At 65.0% G+C, this 19,579-nt stretch carries 19 protein-coding genes and 1 tRNA gene; 13 read left to right on the top strand and 7 right to left on the bottom strand.

Annotated features, from left to right (window positions below; genetic code table 11):
* Positions 1 to 20 precede the first annotated feature (20 nt).
* The 4 genes from AC56QQ_RS33870 to AC56QQ_RS33885 are packed head-to-tail and all read left to right on the top strand — an operon-like array spanning position 21 to position 4,859.
* Complete coding sequence (locus AC56QQ_RS33870) at positions 21 to 1,115, top strand: microcin C ABC transporter permease YejB (RefSeq protein WP_489859243.1); 1,095 nt, start codon at positions 21 to 23, stop codon at positions 1,113 to 1,115.
* A complete protein-coding gene (locus tag AC56QQ_RS33875; RefSeq protein ID WP_489859242.1) occupies positions 1,115 to 2,260 on the top strand; it encodes an ABC transporter permease in 1,146 nt (381 codons plus the stop codon). The genes AC56QQ_RS33870 and AC56QQ_RS33875 overlap by 1 nt, the downstream gene beginning before the upstream one ends.
* A complete protein-coding gene (locus AC56QQ_RS33880) occupies positions 2,257 to 3,888 on the top strand; it encodes an ABC transporter ATP-binding protein (protein ID WP_497124900.1) in 1,632 nt (543 codons plus the stop codon). The genes AC56QQ_RS33875 and AC56QQ_RS33880 overlap by 4 nt, the downstream gene beginning before the upstream one ends.
* A 29-nt stretch (positions 3,889 to 3,917) precedes the next feature.
* Complete coding sequence (locus AC56QQ_RS33885; protein ID WP_489859240.1) at positions 3,918 to 4,859, top strand: 2-hydroxyacid dehydrogenase; 942 nt, start codon at positions 3,918 to 3,920, stop codon at positions 4,857 to 4,859.
* Between the two features lie 38 nt (positions 4,860 to 4,897).
* Here AC56QQ_RS33885 and AC56QQ_RS33890 read toward each other — a convergent pair whose 3' ends face one another.
* Together AC56QQ_RS33890 and AC56QQ_RS33895 are read right to left on the bottom strand one after the other, a co-directional pair.
* Entirely contained in the window at positions 4,898 to 5,194 is a 297-nt protein-coding gene (locus AC56QQ_RS33890) for a hypothetical protein (protein WP_497124901.1), read from the bottom strand.
* 184 nt (positions 5,195 to 5,378) lie between these two features.
* Positions 5,379 to 6,296: a class I SAM-dependent DNA methyltransferase gene (locus tag AC56QQ_RS33895; RefSeq protein ID WP_497124902.1), complete on the bottom strand. Its 918-nt coding sequence runs from the start codon at positions 6,294 to 6,296 to the stop codon at positions 5,379 to 5,381.
* 107 nt (positions 6,297 to 6,403) lie between these two features.
* On the opposite strand from AC56QQ_RS33895, the gene AC56QQ_RS33900 reads away from it, so the two are divergent.
* On the top strand, positions 6,404 to 7,411 hold the full coding sequence (locus tag AC56QQ_RS33900) for a ligase-associated DNA damage response exonuclease (RefSeq protein WP_497124903.1): 1,008 nt from the start codon (positions 6,404 to 6,406) through the stop codon (positions 7,409 to 7,411).
* Between the two features lie 4 nt (positions 7,412 to 7,415).
* Positions 7,416 to 9,017 (top strand): cisplatin damage response ATP-dependent DNA ligase, encoded by a 1,602-nt coding sequence (locus AC56QQ_RS33905; RefSeq protein WP_497124904.1) that lies wholly within the window; start codon positions 7,416 to 7,418, stop codon positions 9,015 to 9,017.
* 15 nt (positions 9,018 to 9,032) lie between these two features.
* Here the strand turns inward: AC56QQ_RS33905 and AC56QQ_RS33910 are convergent, their stop codons facing one another.
* Positions 9,033 to 10,172, bottom strand: a complete 1,140-nt coding sequence (locus tag AC56QQ_RS33910; protein ID WP_497124906.1) for a hypothetical protein — start codon at positions 10,170 to 10,172, stop codon at positions 9,033 to 9,035.
* Positions 10,173 to 10,503: 331 nt separating this feature from the next.
* Here AC56QQ_RS33910 and AC56QQ_RS33915 point away from each other — a divergent pair.
* From AC56QQ_RS33915 to AC56QQ_RS33945, 7 genes are all read left to right on the top strand, one after another.
* Positions 10,504 to 10,579 (top strand) — tRNA-Thr (locus AC56QQ_RS33915).
* A 152-nt stretch (positions 10,580 to 10,731) separates the two neighbouring features.
* Positions 10,732 to 10,920, top strand: coding sequence for a YodC family protein (locus AC56QQ_RS33920; RefSeq protein WP_489859234.1), 189 nt, complete (start codon positions 10,732 to 10,734; stop codon positions 10,918 to 10,920).
* A 214-nt stretch (positions 10,921 to 11,134) separates the two neighbouring features.
* Positions 11,135 to 11,602 (top strand): EF-hand domain-containing protein, encoded by a 468-nt coding sequence (locus AC56QQ_RS33925; protein ID WP_497124907.1) that lies wholly within the window; start codon positions 11,135 to 11,137, stop codon positions 11,600 to 11,602.
* Positions 11,603 to 11,647: 45 nt separating this feature from the next.
* A complete protein-coding gene (locus AC56QQ_RS33930; protein ID WP_497124908.1) occupies positions 11,648 to 12,190 on the top strand; it encodes an RNA polymerase sigma factor in 543 nt (180 codons plus the stop codon).
* Positions 12,191 to 12,309: 119 nt separating this feature from the next.
* A complete protein-coding gene (locus AC56QQ_RS33935; RefSeq protein ID WP_497124909.1) occupies positions 12,310 to 12,762 on the top strand; it encodes a hypothetical protein in 453 nt (150 codons plus the stop codon).
* On the top strand, positions 12,759 to 13,211 hold the full coding sequence (locus tag AC56QQ_RS33940) for a periplasmic heavy metal sensor (protein ID WP_497124910.1): 453 nt from the start codon (positions 12,759 to 12,761) through the stop codon (positions 13,209 to 13,211). Before AC56QQ_RS33935 ends, AC56QQ_RS33940 begins: the two co-directional genes overlap by 4 nt.
* Positions 13,212 to 13,319: 108 nt before the next feature.
* Entirely contained in the window at positions 13,320 to 13,604 is a 285-nt protein-coding gene (locus AC56QQ_RS33945; RefSeq protein WP_489859229.1) for a GCG_CRPN prefix-to-repeats domain-containing protein, read from the top strand.
* Between the two features lie 154 nt (positions 13,605 to 13,758).
* On the opposite strand, the gene AC56QQ_RS33950 is transcribed toward AC56QQ_RS33945, so the two are convergent.
* Genes AC56QQ_RS33950 through AC56QQ_RS33965 form a run of 4 tightly spaced genes read right to left on the bottom strand, consistent with a single transcriptional unit; the run spans position 13,759 to position 19,576 of the window.
* Positions 13,759 to 15,330 (bottom strand): indolepyruvate oxidoreductase subunit beta family protein, encoded by a 1,572-nt coding sequence (locus tag AC56QQ_RS33950; protein ID WP_489859228.1) that lies wholly within the window; start codon positions 15,328 to 15,330, stop codon positions 13,759 to 13,761.
* Positions 15,323 to 17,476 carry a thiamine pyrophosphate-dependent enzyme gene (locus AC56QQ_RS33955; protein WP_497124911.1) on the bottom strand — a complete coding sequence of 718 codons (2,154 nt, stop codon included), beginning with the start codon at positions 17,474 to 17,476 and terminating at the stop codon, positions 15,323 to 15,325. The genes AC56QQ_RS33950 and AC56QQ_RS33955 overlap by 8 nt, the downstream gene beginning before the upstream one ends.
* Positions 17,477 to 17,522: 46 nt before the next feature.
* A complete protein-coding gene (locus tag AC56QQ_RS33960; RefSeq protein ID WP_023667791.1) occupies positions 17,523 to 18,005 on the bottom strand; it encodes a MarR family winged helix-turn-helix transcriptional regulator in 483 nt (160 codons plus the stop codon).
* Positions 18,005 to 19,576: a phytoene desaturase family protein gene (locus AC56QQ_RS33965; RefSeq protein WP_497124912.1), complete on the bottom strand. Its 1,572-nt coding sequence runs from the start codon at positions 19,574 to 19,576 to the stop codon at positions 18,005 to 18,007. The genes AC56QQ_RS33960 and AC56QQ_RS33965 overlap by 1 nt, the downstream gene beginning before the upstream one ends.
* Between the last annotated feature and the right edge of the window lie 3 nt (positions 19,577 to 19,579).

The raw sequence follows: 19,579 nt of genomic DNA on the forward strand, positions 1-19,579 counted from the left end.
CAACGAGGGCAGAAAGCCTGATGGGCGCCTATATCCTGCGCCGCATCCTTTTGATGATCCCGACCCTGTTCGGCATCATGGCGATATCCTTCGCCGTCATCCAGTTCGCGCCTGGCGGTCCGGTCGAGCAGGTCATCGCCAAGCTGACCAACCAGGGCGGCAGCGATCGCCTTGGCGGCGGCGGTGGCGACGTGGGCGGCGGCAATTTGGACGTCGCCGGCGACGTCGGTTCGAAATATCGCGGCGCGCAGGGCCTCGATCCGGAATTCATCAAGAAGCTGGAAAAGCAGTTCGGCTTCGACAAGCCGCCGCTCGAGCGCTTCGGCATGATGCTGTGGAACTACGCCCGCTTCGATTTCGGCGACAGCTATTTCCGCGATATCTCGGTGCTCGACCTAATCCTGGAAAAAATGCCGGTGTCGATTTCGATCGGGCTGTGGATCACGCTTCTCTCCTACATGATCTCGATCCCGCTCGGCATCCGCAAGGCGGTCAAGGACGGCACGCCCTTCGACGTCTGGACCAGCGGCGTTGTCATTGTCGGCTATGCCATTCCAGGCTTCCTGTTCGGCATCATGCTGATGGTGCTGTTTGCCGGCGGGTCCTTCTGGGACTGGTTTCCGCTGCGCGGCCTGACCTCCGACAATTGGGACCAGCTGTCCTGGTGGGGCAAGATCGTCGACTATTTCTGGCACATGACCTTGCCGCTGACGGCGCTGGTGCTGTCGGCCTTCGCCACCACCACGCTGTTGACCAAGAACTCGTTCCTGGAAGAGATCCGCAAGCAGTATGTGGTGACGGCGCGCGCCAAGGGCCTGTCGGAACGGCAGGTGCTCTACGGCCATGTCTTCCGCAACGCCATGCTGATCGTTATCGCCGGCTTTCCGGGCGCCTTCATCTCGGCCTTCTTCACCGGTTCGCTGCTGATCGAGAACATCTTTTCGCTCGATGGCCTCGGCCTGCTCGGTTTTAGGTCGGTGGTCGAACGCGACTATCCCGTGGTGTTCGCCAATCTCTACATCTTCTCGCTTCTCGGCCTGTTCGTCGGATTGCTGTCCGACCTGCTCTACACCTGGGTCGATCCGCGCATCGATTTCGAGCGGAGAGACGTCTGATGTCGGAGGCCAGCGCCACCGCGGAGACGGCACCCGCACGGATCAAGCGGCCGTTCCTGTCGCCGCTCAACAAGCGCCGCCTGCAGAACTTCAAAGCCAACCGGCGCGGTTTCTGGTCGCTGTGGATATTCCTCGTCCTGTTCGTGCTGTCGCTGTTTGCCGAATTCATCGCCAACGACAAACCGATCATCGCTTCCTACAAGGGCGAGATCCTGTTCCCGGTGCTGGTCGCCTACCCCGAGGAAAAGTTCGGCGGCTTCTATGCCGTCACCGACTACCGCGACCCGGTGATCCAGGACGAGATCAACGCCAATGGCTGGATGATCTGGCCGCCGGTGCGCTACTCCTACCAGACCGTCAACAACGCCATTCCGGAAGCCGCACCGGCCAGGCCGTCCTGGGAGTACGACGCCAAGACACGCTGCAACCAGTACCCGCAAGGCGCAGCCGACCCGGCCTGCATCGTCGGCAACTGGAACTGGCTTGGCACCGACGACCAAGCGCGCGACGTGCTGGCGCGTGTCATCTACGGCTTCCGCATTTCGGTGCTGTTCGGCCTGATCCTGACCGCCGGCTCGGCTTTGATCGGCGTCGCGGCCGGCGCCGTGCAAGGCTATTTCGGCGGCTGGACCGATCTGCTGTTCCAGCGCTTCATCGAAATCTGGTCGGCGATCCCGGTGCTCTATCTCCTGCTCATCGTCGCCGCCATCCTGCCGCCGGGCTTCTTCATCCTGCTCGGACTGATGCTTCTGTTCTCCTGGGTGGCGCTGGTCGGCGTGGTGCGGGCCGAGTTCCTGCGCGCCCGCAACTTCGAATATGTCAACGCGGCCCGGGCGCTCGGCGTGCCCAACCTCACCATCATGTTCCGGCACCTCCTGCCCAACGCCATGGTGGCGACATTGACCTTCCTGCCGTTCCTGCTCAGCGGCTCGATCTCGACGCTGACCTCGCTCGACTATCTCGGCTTTGGCCTGCCGCCCGGCTCCGCCTCGCTCGGCGAGCTGCTCAAGCAGGCGCAGCGCAACCTCAACGCGCCGTGGCTCGGCATTTCCGGTTTCGTCGTCATTTCGCTGATGCTGTCGCTGCTGGTCTTCGTCGGCGAGGCGACGCGCGACGCCTTCGATCCGCGCAAGACGTTCCGATGAGCGAGGCTCCCCTGCTCAGCGTCCAAGACCTCAGCGTCGCCTTCGGCCAGGGCGGCGACCAGTCGATGGCGGTCGACCACATCTCCTTCGACATCGCCAAGGGCGAGACAGTGGCGCTCGTCGGCGAATCCGGCTCCGGCAAATCGGTATCGGCACTGTCGGTGCTGAAGCTCTTGCCCTATCCGAGCGCCAGCCACCCCTCGGGAAAGATCCTGTTCCGGGGCGCTGACCTGCTTGCCATGAGCGAGAAGCAGTTGCGGCAGGTGCGCGGCAACAAGATCACCATGATCTTCCAGGAGCCGATGACCTCGCTCAACCCGCTGCACACGATCGAGCATCAGATCGTCGAGATCCTGAAGCTGCATCAAGGCATGGCCGACCGCCCGGCCAAGGCGCGTACGCTGGAACTGCTCAACGAGGTCGGCATTCGCGATCCGCAGAAGCGGCTCGATGCCTATCCGCACCAGCTGTCCGGCGGTCAGCGCCAGCGCGTCATGATCGCCATGGCACTGGCTAACGAACCCGAACTGCTGATCGCCGACGAGCCGACGACGGCGCTCGACGTCACCGTGCAGGCACAGATCCTCGAACTGCTGGCCGGCTTGAAAAGCCGCAAGGGCATGTCGATGCTGTTCATCACCCATGATCTCGGCATCGTGCGCAAGATTGCCGACCGGGTGTGCGTGATGACCAAGGGCAAGATCGTCGAGACCGGACCGACCAAGGAGATCTTCGCCAATCCGCAGCACGCCTATACGCGGCATCTGCTGGCGGCGGAGCCGAAGGGCAAGCCGCCGGCGGCCAATGCCGCCGCCAAGCCGGTGATGACGGGCAAGGACATCAAGGTCTGGTTCCCGATCAAGCAGGGCTTCTTCCGCCGCACCGTCGACAATGTGAAGGCGGTCGACGGTATCGACGTCACCGTGCGTGCCGGCCAGACGCTTGGGGTGGTCGGCGAGTCCGGCTCGGGCAAGACGACGCTCGGCCTGGCGCTGGCGCGCATGATCTCATCGACCGGGACCATCCAGTTCAACGGGCACGACATCAACCAATTATCGTTCAATGCCATGCGGCCGCTCAGGCGCGAGCTGCAGATCGTCTTCCAGGACCCGTTCGGCTCGCTCAGCCCGCGCATGTCGATCGCCGAGATCATCGAGGAAGGCCTGAAGATCCACGAACCGAAGCTGTCGTCCGACCAGCGCGACGACAAAGTGGCCGCCGTGCTGAACGAGGTCGGCCTCGATCCGGCGACACGCAACCGCTATCCGCACGAGTTTTCCGGTGGCCAGCGCCAGCGTGTCGCCATCGCGCGCGCCATGGTGCTCAACCCACGCTTCGTCATGCTGGACGAGCCGACGTCGGCGCTCGACATGAGCGTGCAGGCGCAGGTCGTCGACCTGTTGCGCAGCCTGCAGGCCAAGCACGACCTCGCCTATCTCTTCATCAGCCACGACCTCAAGGTCATCCGGGCGCTGGCCAACGACGTCATCGTCATGCGCAACGGCAAGATCGTCGAAGCCGGTCCTTCCGAGCAGATTTTTGGAAATCCGCAAACCGACTATACTCGGGCGTTGATCTCGGCCGCCTTCAAGATAGAGACGGCCCCTGTCGGCATCGTCAGCCAGTGATTTGCGTAAAGAGGGACTAGAAGATCGCGATGGAAAAAGGCCGTATCCTGCTTGCCGTCACCGGCTTTCATCCGCAGCGCTGGCGCGAACTGTTGTCGGCGGAACGCGAGGTGGTGCTGGAGCCGGATGGCGCCAAAGACCCCTCGATCACCTATGCCGTGGTGTGGAAGCAGAAGCCGAACATTCTGGCATCGCTGCCCAATCTGCGCGCCATCTTCTCGATCGGTGCCGGCGTCGACCATATCTTCGCCGATCCCGGCCTGCCCGATGTGCCGATCGTCAAGGTCGTCGCCGACAACCTTACCCAGTACATGACCGAGTATGTCGTCTGGCGGGTGCTCGATCACCATCGCCAGGGTCTGCTCTACCGGTCGCAGCAGCCGAAGAAAATCTGGCATGAGCCACAGCAGAGGCCGGCCGGCGACATTTCCGTCGGCATCATGGGGCTCGGCAATCTCGGCCGCGCCGCAGCCTCGGTGCTTTTGTCGCTCGGCTTTGCCGTCAATGGCTGGTCGCGCAGCGACCGACCGATGGACGGGGTTGCGACCTATTCCGGCGAGGCCGGATTGATCCCTTTCCTCAAGGCGACCGATATCCTGGTCGTTCTGCTGCCCCTGACGCCAGACACCCGTGGCATCATCAACTACGGGGTGCTGAAGGAGTTGAGGAAACGCAACGGTCTTGGCGGCTCGGTGCTGATCAATGCCGGACGCGGGCGCCTGCAGAAGGACGCCGACATTTTGCGGGCGCTGGATGACGGCACGCTGAAGGAAGCGAGTCTGGACGTGTTCGAGGTCGAACCGCTGCCAAAGACCAGTCCGTTGTGGAGCCATCCCAAGGTGTTCGTGACGCCGCACACGGCCGCGACCTCCGACCCTGTCCACCTGGCGCCGATCATGCTGCGCCAGATGGATGCCTTCGAACGGGGCGAAAAGCTCGTCAATCTGGTGGACCGCAAAGCGGGGTATTAGAACGCCGCGTCCGAAAACCGGATTCCACTTTCGGATCCTTAACCCGGCAGGGCCAACTTCTTCTGCTTGTCCGGGTGGCCGCAGTCGCGGCGGTCGATCGACCGGTTCATGGCATCGATCTCGCCGGTGGCCTGGTCGGCATCGCGCTTGGCCTTGGAGCGCATGTCAGGCGTGAACGGGCCAAAGCCCATCGCCGGGTTGGAGAATGTCGGCTTGGCTTCCGTCGACAGATGGTATTGCTGCGCCAATCCGTTGCGCTGCGCGAGCAACTGGTCGCACGGGACGCTGTCATACTGCAGGGAGGACTGTATATTGGCGTCCTGCCTCTCGGACATCGAATTGCCCACGCAGCCGGCGGTCGCCAGGCAAGATGCCAAGACAATCATGTTCCAGCGCATCTGATATGCTCCTCCTGATATCCCGCCCTGATGCGACCAGATCGCAAATATCAGTCGCGCACGCAAATCAGACTTTTTCGCAGCACCGATGTCCGCGAGGGCGACGAAACAGGATTGGCATTCAACCTGCTGGCAGCCTGCCCGCCACAACGACCAGCCCCCCGACCGGTTCCCGCCGATCCTGCCGGATCACGGTTGTTTCCAGCGACAGGACCGAAAACCCGTTGGCAGCCAGGACTTCACGCACATGATGTTCCGAATGTGCGTAGCGACGCGATGGCAGCAACACGAAATCGCCATTGCCGGCCAGCCTCTCGACGGAAAAGGCGAACAGGCCATCCCCGGTCAGCAAGCCGCCAACCGTCTTCACCACGCCGTCCAGCGCGCCGACATAGATGAAGACATCGGCCACCGTCACGAGTTCGGCTTTCGGGCCGGCATAGGAAAAATCCCGCAAATCGGCCTTGCCAAGGAAATCGTAGACACCCTTGGCCCGCGCCTGCTTCAGCATCCTGGCCGAAATGTCGTAGCCCTCCAGGCGATCGGCGATGGGCCGCAGCCTTTGCCCCATCAGGCCGGTGCCGCAGCCAAGGTCGAGCGCCAGCGGGAAGCGGCCCGGCCTTGCCGTCCGGATGGCCTGATCGAGCAACTGCGGCAGCCGGTAACCCAGCTTCTCGACCAGTGATTCATCGAAGCTTTCCGCGTAGTGGTCGAACAGCGTCTCGACGAAGGCACTGGGGAGCGCGTCGGCGGCCGGCGCCTTGCCGATCAATTGCAGGTTCAATGCGGCGCCCTGACGATCCGTCGGATCGAGTTGCAGCGACATCGTCCATGCCTGCGCAGCCAGATCCGGCGCACCCGCCGCCTGCTGCATTTCACCGAGGCGAAACCAGCCCATCGCCCATTGCGGCGTCAGTTCCAGCGCGCCGAGCAGCAATTCGGCCGCCGCCGCATGATCGCCGTCCGCACAAAGCATCTCGGCATAATCGGCGCGGCGATCGGCGTTCAAGTCGCCGGACGAGGCCTGTAGCGGTTTCATGGCGATGGGTCCTGTCGGCAAATGCAGCCGGCGATGCTGTATGCGGGAGTCAGCAGTCTCTGACAACAGGCTTCCCGTGGCGGAATTATATCCTATCTTGGAGAAACATGCGCGCCAGCGACCTGCTTCACCCCCGGCCCGAGGGCCTCTATTGCCCGCCGGGCGATTTCTTCATCGACCCGGTGCGGCCGGTGAACCGGGCGCTGATCACGCACGGCCATTCCGATCATGCGCGTTCCGGCCACCGCTCGGTGCTGGCGACGCAGCAGACGCTCGACATCATGGGCCTGCGCTATGGCGAGCACTTTGCCGAGACGACGCAAGCGGCGCGGCTCGGCGAGACGATTGTCCTCGACGGCGTCGGCGTCAGCTTCCATCCGGCCGGTCATGTGCTGGGCTCGGCGCAGATCGCCGTCGAGCACCAGGGCACGCGCATCGTCGCTTCCGGCGACTACAAGCGGCAGAAGGACGCGACGTGCCGGCCATTCGAGCCGATCCAGTGCGACGTGTTCATCACCGAGGCAACCTTCGGCCTGCCGGTGTTCCGCCATCCGCCCGACACCGAGGAGATCGGCCGCCTGCTGAAGTCGGCGGCGCAGTTTCCCGAGCGCTCGCATCTGGTCGGCGCCTATGCGTTGGGGAAGGCGCAGCGGGTGATGCGGCTGTTGCGCGACGCCGGCTACGACAGGCCGATCTACATCCATGGCGCGCTGGCGAAACTCAGCGAGTACTACCAGGGCCAGGGCATCGACCTCGGGACGCTCGCACCGGCAACGGTGGAGGGCGGCAAGCAAGATTTCGCGGGCGCCATCGTCGTTGGCCCGCCATCGGCCTTCGCCGACCGCTGGGCGCGGCGCTTTCCCGATCCGATCTCGTGCTTCGCGTCGGGCTGGATGCGCATCCGCCAGCGCGCCAAGCAAGGCGGCGTCGAACTGCCGCTGATCATATCGGACCACGCCGACTGGGACGAGCTGACCGGCACCATCAAGGAGACCGGAGCCGAGGAGATCTGGGTGACGCATGGCCGCGAGGAAGCGCTGGTGCGCTGGTGCGAGCTCGAAGGCATAGCCGCCCGGCCACTGCACCTTGTCGGCTATGAGGACGAGGGCGATTGATGGCATGAACCGCTTCGCCGAGCTTCTCGACCGCCTCGTGCTGACGCCGTCGCGCAACGGCAAGCTGACCTTGCTGACCGACTATTTCCGCAGCGTCGAGGATCCCGACCGCGGCCTGGCGCTGGCCGCCATCACCGGTGACCTCAACATAGCCGCGGTCAAGCCGGCGATGCTGCGGGCCTTGGTCACCGAACGCATGGACCCGGTGCTGTTCGGCTATTCCTACGACTATGTCGGCGATCTCGCCGAAACGGTGTCGCTGGTCTGGCCGCAATCGCCCGGACATATTCCGAACCGTGAACCGACGCTTGGCGAGGTCGTGGCGAAACTGCAGGCGGCAAGCCGCTCCGATGGGCCGAAGGTGCTGGCCGGGCTGCTCGACAGCGCCGGCATCTCGGCGCGCTTTGCCATCATCAAGCTGGTCACCGGGGGGCTGCGTATCGGCGTATCGGCGCGGCTTGCCAAACAGGCTCTGGCGGATTTCGGCAAGGTCGATGTCGCCGAGATCGAGGAGCTCTGGCACGGGCTGTCGCCGCCTTACACGGCACTGTTCGCGTGGCTGGAAGGCAAGGCCGAAAAACCACAAAGCACGGCGATGGCGCTGTTCAAACCGGTGATGCTGTCGAACCCGGTCGGCGATGGCGATCTCGAAAAGCTTGACCCCGCGGACTATGCGGCCGAGTGGAAATGGGATGGCATCCGTGTCCAGGCGGCAGCCGAAGGCGGCAGTCGAAGGCTCTATTCGCGCACCGGCGACGATGTCTCCGGCGCCTTTCCAGACCTCGCCGACGCCATGCATTTTTCCGCCGTCCTAGACGGCGAACTGCTGGTCGGCGATCCCCGGGAGGCGACGGGAACCTTCTCGGATCTGCAGCAGCGGCTGAACCGCAAGACAGTGACCGCCAAGATGCAGCAGCAATACCCGGCATTCATGCGCTGCTACGATTTGCTGCAGATCGGCGACGAGGATTTGCGCGCCTTGCCGTTTCGCGAGCGGCGCGGCCGTCTCGAAACCTTCGTGCAGACGCTCGATCCGAGCCGCTTCGATCTTTCGCCGTTCGTCCAATTCGAGGACTGGAAAGCGCTGGGGGACCTGCGGCGGGCGCCGCCGCATCCGGTCATCGAAGGCGTGATGTTGAAGCGCTGGGACTCACCTTATGTCGCCGGTCGGCCGAAAGGTCCCTGGTTCAAGTGGAAACGCGATCCGCACACGGTGGATGCGGTGCTGATGTACGCCCAACGCGGTCACGGCAAGCGCTCGAGCTTCTACTCGGACTATACGTTCGGCGTCTGGTCCGGCGGGGAAGGCGAGGAGGAACTGGTGCCGGTCGGCAAGGCCTATTTCGGCTTCACCGACGAGGAGCTGAAGCAGATCGACAAATATGTCCGCGACAACACCATCGAACGCTTCGGACCGGTGCGCTCGGTGCGGGCCGACCGCGACAACGGCCTGGTGCTCGAAGTCGCCTTCGAGGGGCTCAACCGCTCGACCCGACATAAATCCGGCGTCGCCATGCGCTTCCCCCGCATTTCACGGCTGCGCTGGGACAAGCCAGCCAACGAGGCGGACCGCATCGAGACGCTGCAGGCGCTGCTCGATCGCTAGGCCACTTCGTCCTGCTTACGGCTCGACCGAGACGCGGATCTCGTAGATGTCCGCTGCCTTGCCCTGCTTGTCGAAGTCGGAATTGATGGCGATCGTGCCGGCCGAGCCCGGGTGCTTATCGGGAAACTTCACGTCGAACAGATATTCGTTCTGCTGCTGGCCGACCGCATAGCGCTTGCGGCCGCAGTCGCCGAGTTCGCCGAAGTTGCAGTCGACGGACATCTGCGTCTCCTTGCCTTCTTCGGAACGGGCGATGATGTCGAACACGGCATGCTTGCCGGCGAGCTTCTCCAGCACGCCTTGCCCGACATCGAAGCTGATCGCCGAACCGGAGGCGCCGGACTGGATGCGCAGGAACGACCCGGTGTCGTCCTTCATCACCTCGGCCTTGGCATCCGACGGGGCGCTGACATGCGTCGGGTCGGTCGGCGAGAACACGTTGATCCAGTCACGCGACTGGTCCGCCGCACCCGGCTTTGCCGGTCCGGTTTCGCCATCGGCCGGCGTGAAATCGTCGTCCTCGACTGTCGGCGGTGCTTGCGGCGGCGCGGTGTCGAGTTGTGCCGGCGTCTTGAACACGCCGGTCTGCATGGCGAAGAACAGGCCGATGCCAATTGCGGCAAGCAGCGTCACGCCGAGGAAGATGGCGGTCAGCGGCAGGCGACGCCCCCTTATGCGCCGTTCATCGCGATCGGGCGCCACTTCGGCCGCGGCTTGCGCCGAGGCCGGGGCCGACATGTCGATGGCCGGCGCGCCGGGAAGAACCGGATCGGGCATGATGTCGGGAACGACCGGCAGCACGCGCGAGTGCGGCGCATCGGAGCCGGATTGCACGGGTCCGTGGACAACGGGCGATGGCGCCGCCTGGCCATTCTCAACCGTGGGTGCCGCATCGGCCGCAAGCTCGACCGCCGGGGCTTCGCCCCGCGGCGTGACATCCGGCACCGCCGGCAGGTACTCGGATTCGATTTCGGTGATTTTCGCCTGTATCGACTTGCGGCGATTGATGGCGACTTCAACTGTTACACCAGGATTGGCCTGGAGCGCGCGGTCGAGCGCGGCGAAAGCCGATCGATAGACCTTTTCGCGGAACGCGCGGTCCTCGGCATTGCCCTTCTCCAAGGCGTTCCGGATCGCTTTTTCGATCGCGTCCAAGCGGGTCCCTTTGCACGTTTGCCAACCTTGCCATGATCGTTAGCCGCAGGCGACCAATCAATCAACGGGCGAGCGGCGCATTCTGCCTTGTCGAGGTGTGCAAAGTCCATTCCGGCAGTGTTCCGATAACGAAATCAGCATGTTTCATCTATTTTCCCGCGCATGGCGACATCGATCCTGTCGAGCCATCCCTTCGCAACCAATTGGCGAAGGGTGCGTGAGCGGCTTTCGGCGGCGATACGACACGCCGCATGAAATGCCAAGTCGCATCTTGAATTCGCGGCCGGTTGAGTCTATCACCCAGCCCATCTTGGAGGCTTGGCTTCCCGGGGCCGCTTTAGCTCAGTTGGTAGAGCACCGCATTCGTAATGCGGGGGTCGCGTGTTCGAGTCACGCAAGCGGCACCATTTCCCCTCCATTCCTGTCATCTCGTCGCGTGCCGCATCGGGCACTCCCGCCGCTGCTGGAGCAAAGGATCGCGATGCCGGCGAAGGTCATCCACCATTGTCGAGACCCAGGTTTGGTGTGAAACTTGGAGACTCAGAATGGGAGGTCGAAAATGTCCAACAGTTTCAGGACCGGAGACATCGTCAAGCTGAAGTCCGGGGGCCCCAGGATGACGGTGAGCGATGGCGCCGCCTCGGGCATGTATCTGTGCCATTGGTTCAATCGCGAGGGCGAGGTGTGGACCCCGCAACACGCCGCGTTCAAGCCCGAGCAGCTGGTAGTGGCCGACCAATCAGACTAGGCCACAGGCCGACACGGCTTCGCTGAGGGCGGCGGCGAGATACCGGGTTTGACGCGCCATCGCGGCGGCTGGCGGAACCCACGCGGAAGCCGCGTCCAGCCGCTTGAACGGATTTGCAGGCGCGACCGACGGATTTCTCTCGTCGCGGCGTTTAACGGTCGAAGCGTGACTGCGGCACAAGCCGTCGGTACCGCGCCAACCGGAGACGCAAAGCATGATCCGCCGTTCGATACTTGCCGCTGCCTTGAGCCTGCAGACCGTTGCGGCTCTCGCCCAGACAACGACACAGCTCCCTGCCCCGACGCCACCGGCCACCGCGCCCACTCCGCCGACTGCCGCACCGACGCCGCCGGCTGCCGCACCGGCTGCTCCGGCAAGGTCCGAGATCACGCTGGCCAAATTCCAGAAGCGGCGCGAGAAGGCGATCCTGGCGGCCGACACCGACGGCGACGGCAAGATCAGCCTGGCGGAATGGACGGCCTTCCAGGCCAAACGCACCGCCAAGGGCGACCCCGGTAAATCCTTCGCCCGTATCGATTCCAACCATGACGGCTTCATCGACCGCGCCGAACTCGATGCGTTCTTCGCCAAGCGCTTTGCCAGGCTGGACAAGAATGCCGACGGCGTTCTGACGGCCGACGAAATGCCAGGCCATAAAACCGCTCCCAAACAGGAGCAATGACCAAGGGGCAATGACGCGCGATGACCATCAGGAGTGCGCCAACTGATGAGCGCCGATCCGGACGAGGAGCTGGTTCGCCGTGTCGGCGCCGGCGACCCGGCAGCCGTGAAAAGCCTGGTCGCGCGCAAGCTGCCGCGCATCCTGGCGCTGGCCGTGCGCATGCTCGGCGATGCAGCCGAGGCCGAGGATGTCGCGCAGGAAGCCTTCGTGCGGATCTGGCGCCATGCCTCGGGGTGGCGGCGTGGCAATGCGCGTTTCGACACCTGGGTCCACCGGGTGACGCTGAACCTCTGCTACGACCGGCTGCGCCGCAGGCGCGAATGGGTAACCGACGATGTGCCGGACGTGGCCGATCCCGCAGCGCTTCCCGATGCCCATCCGCGGGAAGACGCGCAGCGGGTCGAACGGGCACTGCAAGGCATAGCGCCGCGCCAGCGCGAGGCGATCATCCTGGTCTACTATCAGGAGATGTCCAACATGGAGGCGGCAGCGACCTTGCGGATCAGCGTCGACGCCCTGGAGAGCCTGCTTTCGCGCGGCCGGCGGTCGCTGCAGGTCATCCTGGCCGGGGATGGCGCCGATGGATGAGAACCGGGTGACCATGGCCGCGGAGCATTCATCCCGCCTTGCGGCCGCTGCCTGGTGGTCGGTTGCTGCCGTTCCAACACCGCACGGGGACGCGGCGCCAACGGGCAAGGGGAAAACAGATGGCTGAAGACACAGAGGACGAACCGGCAATGGATGCCAAGCGCTTTGCGGCCCTGGCTGCGGCCTATGGCGGTGACTTGCGGCGATGGCCGGAGGCCGAACGGATGGCAGGCGCGATCTTTGCCCCCAGCGAGACGGGCGAGGCCATCTTGAGGCACGCCGGAAAACTTGACGCGCAGCTTGACAGCTATGCCGTCGAAGCGCCCGGCAAGGCCTTGCACGGCAGCATCCTGCGGGCCGCCGGCCGGCATCTCGTTCAGCGCCGGCGTCAGCTGCTCTGGCGGATGGGGCTGGTTCTTGCCGGCATTGGTCTGGCCGGCGCCGTTGCCGGATTGGCCCTGGTGACCATCGTCACGCCCGAGGCCCAGCCCGATCACTATGTTCTTGATACCAACGCGACGGCGTTCGGCGATGCGGGACCCGACGGCGACACGGTCGGGGAAGACCTATGAGCATGAGCCGCAACATCATCGCGTCGGTGGTGCTCAACGTCTTCCTGGCTGGGGCGCTTGCCGGCGGTGCCATCTGGATACGAAGCGGCAAGTCGGGCCATGCCCATTCCCTGGAGACGGCCGGCGGTCGTCTTCCCGAGCAGGATCGCACGGCATTCCGCAAGGCCCTGCGCGAAGTTCGCCGCGACTCGCGCCAGGTCATTCTCGACGGCCAGCAGGCCAGGCGGGAAGCAGCGGACCTGCTGCAACAGCCGGTTCTGGACACGACCGCCCTGTCGGCGGCGCTGGAGCGTGCCCGCAATGCCGACGTCACCGTCCGCACGCGGCTGGAACAGCGCATCGTCGAGTTCGCGGCGGCTGGCTCAGCCGAGGGTCGTCGTGTGCTGGCGGAGGGACTGCTGCGGCGCGGCGGCCCGCAACCGTCCGCCACGCCAAAAAAATCACCGTGACGACCGACGGAAAATGCCGACGACACCGTTTAACCGGGGGAAGGGCAGACCTGCCGGACCCATGTGGTTCGAACAGGTTTTCAACCTCGGAAACACTCGGAGTATGACATGAATCGTCTGACAAAATACGCGATCGCCGCAGCTCTTGCGGTGACCGGAGCCGTTGCGACGGTTGCGGCATCCTCGGCGATGCCGATGGCGCCGCTCGCCTCTGCCGCCCCGGGGCTGGTCGAGCATGTCGCCTGGGGCTGCGGGCCTGGATGGCATCCCAATCCCTGGGGACGCTGCGTCCCCAACCGTGTGGTGGTCTACCCTCGTCACCACTATCGGCATGGGCCGGCCTTCTATGTCTGGCATCCGCACCGTCACTGGCACCGCTGGCATCGCTGGTAGGAACGCGTGGGGGCCGGCCACCGCGCCGACCCCCGGCTTGCTGGACAGCACGCCCGCCATCCAGGCCAGCATGACAAGGTGTTTCCACAGTCCGCAGCGGTGAGGCCGATGCGGGACCTCGTCGCGTGACGGCTGAAGAGCGGCACGACGTTCGTTAGCGGGCTGCGTTGTCGTTGAGCGTCGCCACCGTCTTCAGCGCGCCGTCGAGCATATCGCCCTTCTCGTCCTTCAGTGCCATCTCGCGCAGGCGGCGGATCCAGTCGGCGGCATCAGTGCGGCCCTTGAGCAGATCGAGCGCCGACAGCACGCGGTCAAATTTCGACTGGGCGCGGACATGGGTGTCGCTGTAGCCCTTGATCAGCCGGCGGCAGTTGAGGATCTCGACAGCCAGCGCGTAGTCTTCCGGGACGTACCGGAGCGCCAGTGCATACCAGCTGTCGAGATGAGCGATCTCGACCTTGTGGCGCAACAGGCGGCGGCGCCAGCGGCGCAGGCCGCCGATGAACCACAGCGCGGCAAAGCCGGCAAAACTGTCGGTGCGGATGCGGCGGCCGTGGTTGATGCGGCGATCGAGAAACGCGGCGAGCTTCGGCCGGTTCTCGATGTAGCTGCCCAGGCTTGCCGGGAGCGTGCCACAGAACTCCTCGATGCGCGGATGGAAATATTCGGTCACCTGCAGGATCGAACCGTGCTTGACGCCGACCTCGCGGCGCACCCGTTTGTCGCGCGTCGAACGCGTCTTCAGGTCGGCAACGCGGATCATGTCGTCGTAGCACAGGGCGTTGGCCAGGTGCTTGGCGGCAGCAATCGACAGCGCATAGGCATGGTCGGCGCTGTCCAGCGCGACGGCGCGGTCCAGGCGGTCGAGATACTCGCCACCATAGGCGATGTCCTGGTAGTCGACGACTTTCTTCAAGCCGCGAAGCGCCATGTCGCGAAGAGGTTCCGGCCCCGCACCGACACGCGTTTCCAGCGCCTGCCAGCCTTTCAGCAGGTTTTGCGGACCGCTCACTTGCCCGGCACCCGGGACAGGCTCGGCAACCTTCGGCTTTTGCACCGGCGCGGCCGTGCCACGCGCGCGGTCATAGGCGGCACCGAAGGCGGCAAGGCTGGCCTTCGCGCCCCGGCCACCGGCACCGATCGCCTGCTCGTAGCTTTCACGCGTGAACGGCAGCGCGTCGGACCCCGCCAGCGCGCCAAGCAGGCTGGCCGAGATCATCGAGCCTTTGTCGGCGGCGATCTTTTCCATGTCGAAGGCGATGAAGCGCTTCGATGCGGCCTCCGCGGTCGCATGCACCTTTGAAGACGAAGCCCGCCCGTCACCCGGCTCGATCTTTTCCGACACGGCGGCGATGCGGTGCGACGAAGCGATCAGCGTGGTGCGCTCAGGCGTGACGAAGCCGCGGATGATGGCGCGGCCGGCTTCCATCAACTCCGCCGCGATCAAAATGTCGACGTCGCCTTGCGAAGGCGACAGCGCGAAGACCGGCAAGCGGCCGGTGTCGCGGGCCATCTCGACATAGTAGATGGTGGCGCCGGTGCGCTGGGCGACGCCGGCGACTGAGGTCGATTGCGCGACATATCCGTTGCGCTCGGCGACGTCGGTGATCCAGTCGGCCAGCACCCCGCCGCCCTGGCCGCCCACAGCCAGCACGGCAAGCTTGATGACGCGCTCGTCATCCTGAGCGCCGGCCCGGGCGCGAAATGGCGGGACAGCGTCAAGCATCGGCGAAAGTCAGGCGCCGGCTTTCGCGGCGGCGCTGCAACAGGCTGATGGTGGCGCGGCGCACCGTTTCGAGGAAGCGGTCCCAGCGGTTCGGATTGTGCACGACATCGGCGCGGTAGAAGGACGGGCAGAGCACCGCTGCATCGGCGACCTCGCCGCAATTGCCGCAGCCGACGCAGCTCTGATCGATATGCGCCACCGGATCGTCGCGCAGCGGATCGTCGAGCGACTTCACCGAAAGCGAGGGGCAGCCGGACAGCCGCATGCAGGCGTGGTCGCCGGTGCAGATGTCCTCGTCGACGCCGAACTTCGGTTTCACCACCCGCTCGCCGCCCCTGATCGCCTTGTCGACCAACGGCTTTTCGCGGCGCTGCCGGTTGAGCATGCATTCGGACGAGGCGACGATGACCTTCGGTCCCTTCTCGTCCGTCGTCAGCGCCTCGCGCAAAGTGTCCTGCATCCTGGTCACGTCATAGGTGCGGTCGACATGGCGCAGCCATTTGACACCCATGCCTTTCACCGCCTCGGTGATCGGATGCTTCGTCGACTTGGTCTTGTTGCCGGCGCGGGACGAGAGAATGTCCTGTCCGCCGGTCGCCGCCGAGTAGAAGTTGTCGACGATGACGATGACGCCGTCGTTCTTATTGAACACCGCGTTGCCGATCGAGGAGGTCAGGCCGTTGTGCCAGAAGCCGCCATCGCCGACGAAGGAGATCGAACGGCGCTTGGCGTCCGGCGAATTGAACGCCGAGGCGGAGGCCGGCCCCAGCCCATAGCCCATGGTGGTGGCGCCGAGTTCGAAAGGCGGCATGATCGAGAACAGATGGCAGCCGATGTCGGAGGCGATATGATGCTTGCCGAGTTCCTGCTCGACCAGCTTGGTGGCGGCAAAGATCGGCCGCTCCGGGCAGCCGATGCAGAAGCCGGGCGGGCGGCCGGGAACCACGTTGATCAGGTCCGCGGTGTCGACGCCGTCGCCAACCTTGTTGGGCGCGCGCACCTCGCCCGGCAGCAGATGCGGCGCCTCGGCGCGCAGGAAAGCGCCGATGCCGTCGAGCATGACCTGGCCGGTGTATTCGCCGGCCATCGGCAGATGCTCCTTGCCGACCAGCCCGGTGCCGCGCCCGGCCTTGTGCAGCATCGAGGCAAAGGCTTGTTCGATGTAGTTGGGCTGGCCCTCCTCGACGACGAGCACCGACTGCTTGCCCTCGCAGAAGGACAGGAACTCGTCGTCGATCAGGGGATAGACGGCGTTGAGCACGTAGAGCGGCACGTCGGTGTCGCCATAGGTGTCGGCGAGGCCGAGCCGCTGAAGCGCGCGGATGACCGAATTGTACATGCCGCCCTGCATGACGATGCCGACCGAGCCGTGGTCCGAGCCGAAGAATTCGTTGATCTTGTTCTTGCGGATGAAATCGACCGCCGCCGGCCAGCGCTTCTGCACCTTTTCCTTCTCATGCAGGAAGGAAGCAGGCGGCAGCACGATGCGGCCGGTGTCGCGGCGCGGTGCGTCGAGCGCATCGGCCACCGTCATCGGCGGCCGCTTGTTGTCCTTGGCGATGAAATGGCCATGCACGTGGCAGCAGCGGATGCGGACCTGCAGCATCACCGGCGTGTTGGAAATCTCGGACAGCTCGAAACCGTCCTCCACCGCCTTGACGATCGACGGCAAATTGGGGCGCGGATCGAGCAGCCAGACCTGGCTCTTCATGGCGAAGGCATGGGAGCGCTCCTGCATGATCGAAGAGCCTTCGCCGTAATCCTCGCCGACAATGATCAGCGCGCCGCCGGTGACGCCGCCGGACGCGAGATTGGCCAGCGCATCGGAGGCGACATTGGTGCCGACGGTCGACTTGAAGGTCGCGGCGCCCCGGATCGGGTAATGCACCGAGGCGGCCAGCATGGCGGTGGCGGTGGCTTCCGAGGCACTGGCCTCGAAATGCACGCCGAGCTCGCCCAGAATGTCCTGCGCATCGGCCAGCACATCCATCAAATGGCTGATCGGCGCGCCCTGATAGCCGCCGACATAGCCGACGCCGCATTGCAGCAGCGCCTTGGTGATGGCGAGAATGCCCTCGCCGGCAAACTCCTCGCCGGCGCCGAGCCGGAGCTTCTCGACTTCCTTGGCAAAAGACCGTTCGGCCATGTCGGCCTCCTTCCGTTACCGCCGGGCGCGCCGGCAGTGCGTACATCTAGATGTCGTGCTTGCGAATGTTCTTCAGCATCTTCTGCAGCGTCGCGATCAGCGCCGCGTATTCGGCATCGTCGACATCGTCGAACATCGCCTCGAACGCGTCATGCATGGCCGGCCAGGCGCGCGCGAACTCGGCGCGGCCATCGTCGGTCAGGAACACATGGCGGATACGGCTGTCGGTGACCCCCTGCTCGCGCCGTACAAACCCTTGCCCCTCCAGCGTGTCGAGCGTCCGGCTCAAGGTCGACTGCTCGATGACCGTATAGACCGAGAGGTCGTTGACGGTGACGCCGTCGGTGACCGACAGCACGGCAAGCGTGCGCACCTGCGGAATGGTCAGGCCCTGCTTGCGAAAATCGTCGCGCAAGGTGGCGTTGTAGCGACCCATGATGCGGTTCATCAGATAGGGCGCGAATTGCTGCAGGCCGATCTGCCCCAAGGTCGAAATGCGCTGGCGCTTTTCCGCAACCTTCTGTTCCATCACAGCCTCCCCGCCAGGAGAAAGCCGGAGCCGCCGCCCAGGCCCGCGCCCGGATGTGTCGAGGCGCCGATGTGGTAGAGGCCCTTGATGCCGGTCTGGTGGTTGCGGCTGGCCTTGAACGGCCGCCACAGGAACGACTGGTCAAGGGTCGACGAACCGCCATAGGGGTCGCCGCCGACCAGATTGATGTTCATCGCTTCCAGATCAACCGGAGAATAGGCGCGGCGCGTAATGACGCTGTCCTTGAAGCCGTCGATATGGCTGGCGAGGATCGCCTCGACGCGATCGGCATAGGCTTCGCGCAGCGCTTCGGTCCACTGCCCGTCGGTGGGTGCCTGCAGCTTGCCGGCGGCGTCGCCCTTGATGTGCCGGGGCGCCTCGGGCAGCTGCAGCCACAGGATCGCCTTGCCCTGCGGGCAGCGTGACGGATCAAGCGCGTGCGGCTGGCCGACACAGATGGTCGGCACCTCCGGCAGCATGCCGCGTGCCGCCTCGTTGCAGGCTTTCGACACACCATCCAGACCCGGGGTCAGGTGCAGCAAGGCCACCTTGTCCAGTCCTTCGCCACGCCATGCCGGAGGCCTGTCGAGGGCGTAGTGGATCTGGAAGTTGCCCTTGCCGTAGCGGTATTTCCGCGTCGCCTCGACGTCGTCCCGGGGTGCCTCGCTGCCGAGCAGCCGGCCATAAAGCTGCGTTGGCGTCACCGAGCAGATGATGCTCTTCTTCGCGTGGACCGTTTCGCCCGACGCCAGCCGCACGCCGGTGGCGCGGCCTCCGGTCAGGATGATGGAGGCAACGTCCGCTTCGGTGGATATGACGCCACCGCGCTCGGTGATGAGCGCCTCGAAGGCCGACAGCAGGTTCTTCGCGCCGCCCTTGACGATCGGCGCGCCGGCGGCTTCCAGCGCGAAGGCGATGACCTTGGCGATCTGGCCGGAGAAAGCATCTTCCGGCCCAAGGCCGGCATGGAGCACCCAGGGCGCCCACAACGCGCGGACGGTCTCGGACTGGTAGGTGCTTTCCAGCCAGCCGCGCGCCGGCACCAGCGCTTCGCCGAGAAAGGCGGCAAGATTGCGCGGGCTTCGCCGCCAGGCTTCGCCCGCCAGCAGCTTCGTCGTCGGGTAGGACCAAAGGCTGCCGCCAAGCAGGCCGAACAGCAGGCCGGCATTGCGCTCGATGCCGCCGACATCGGCCGCGTGCCCGTCGCCGTCACCCGCCGTGATCGCGTTCAGGGCGGCAACGTTGGCGGCACGGTCGGTGCCGAGCACGGCATGGCTGCCGTCCGGCCGCAGCACGCCGGTCGGCGTGCTCGTGTGGCAGAACTCCAGCCCGTGCCGTGCAAGGTCGGCGCCAAGTGCCGCAAAGGCAGGCGAGGTGATGAACAGCACGAAGGTGGTCGCCATCACGTCATGGATGAAGCCGGGCGCGGTGATCTCCTCGGTGCGCATGCAGCCGCCGATGCGGTCGTTGCGCTCGAGGACGAGCACCTTGGCGCCCTTGCCGCCGAGCATCGCCGCGCAGACCAGCGCGTTGATGCCGCTGCCGACGATGATGTGATCCGGCTGACTCACCTT

Source organism: Mesorhizobium sp. RCAM 05099, assembly GCF_059683685.1.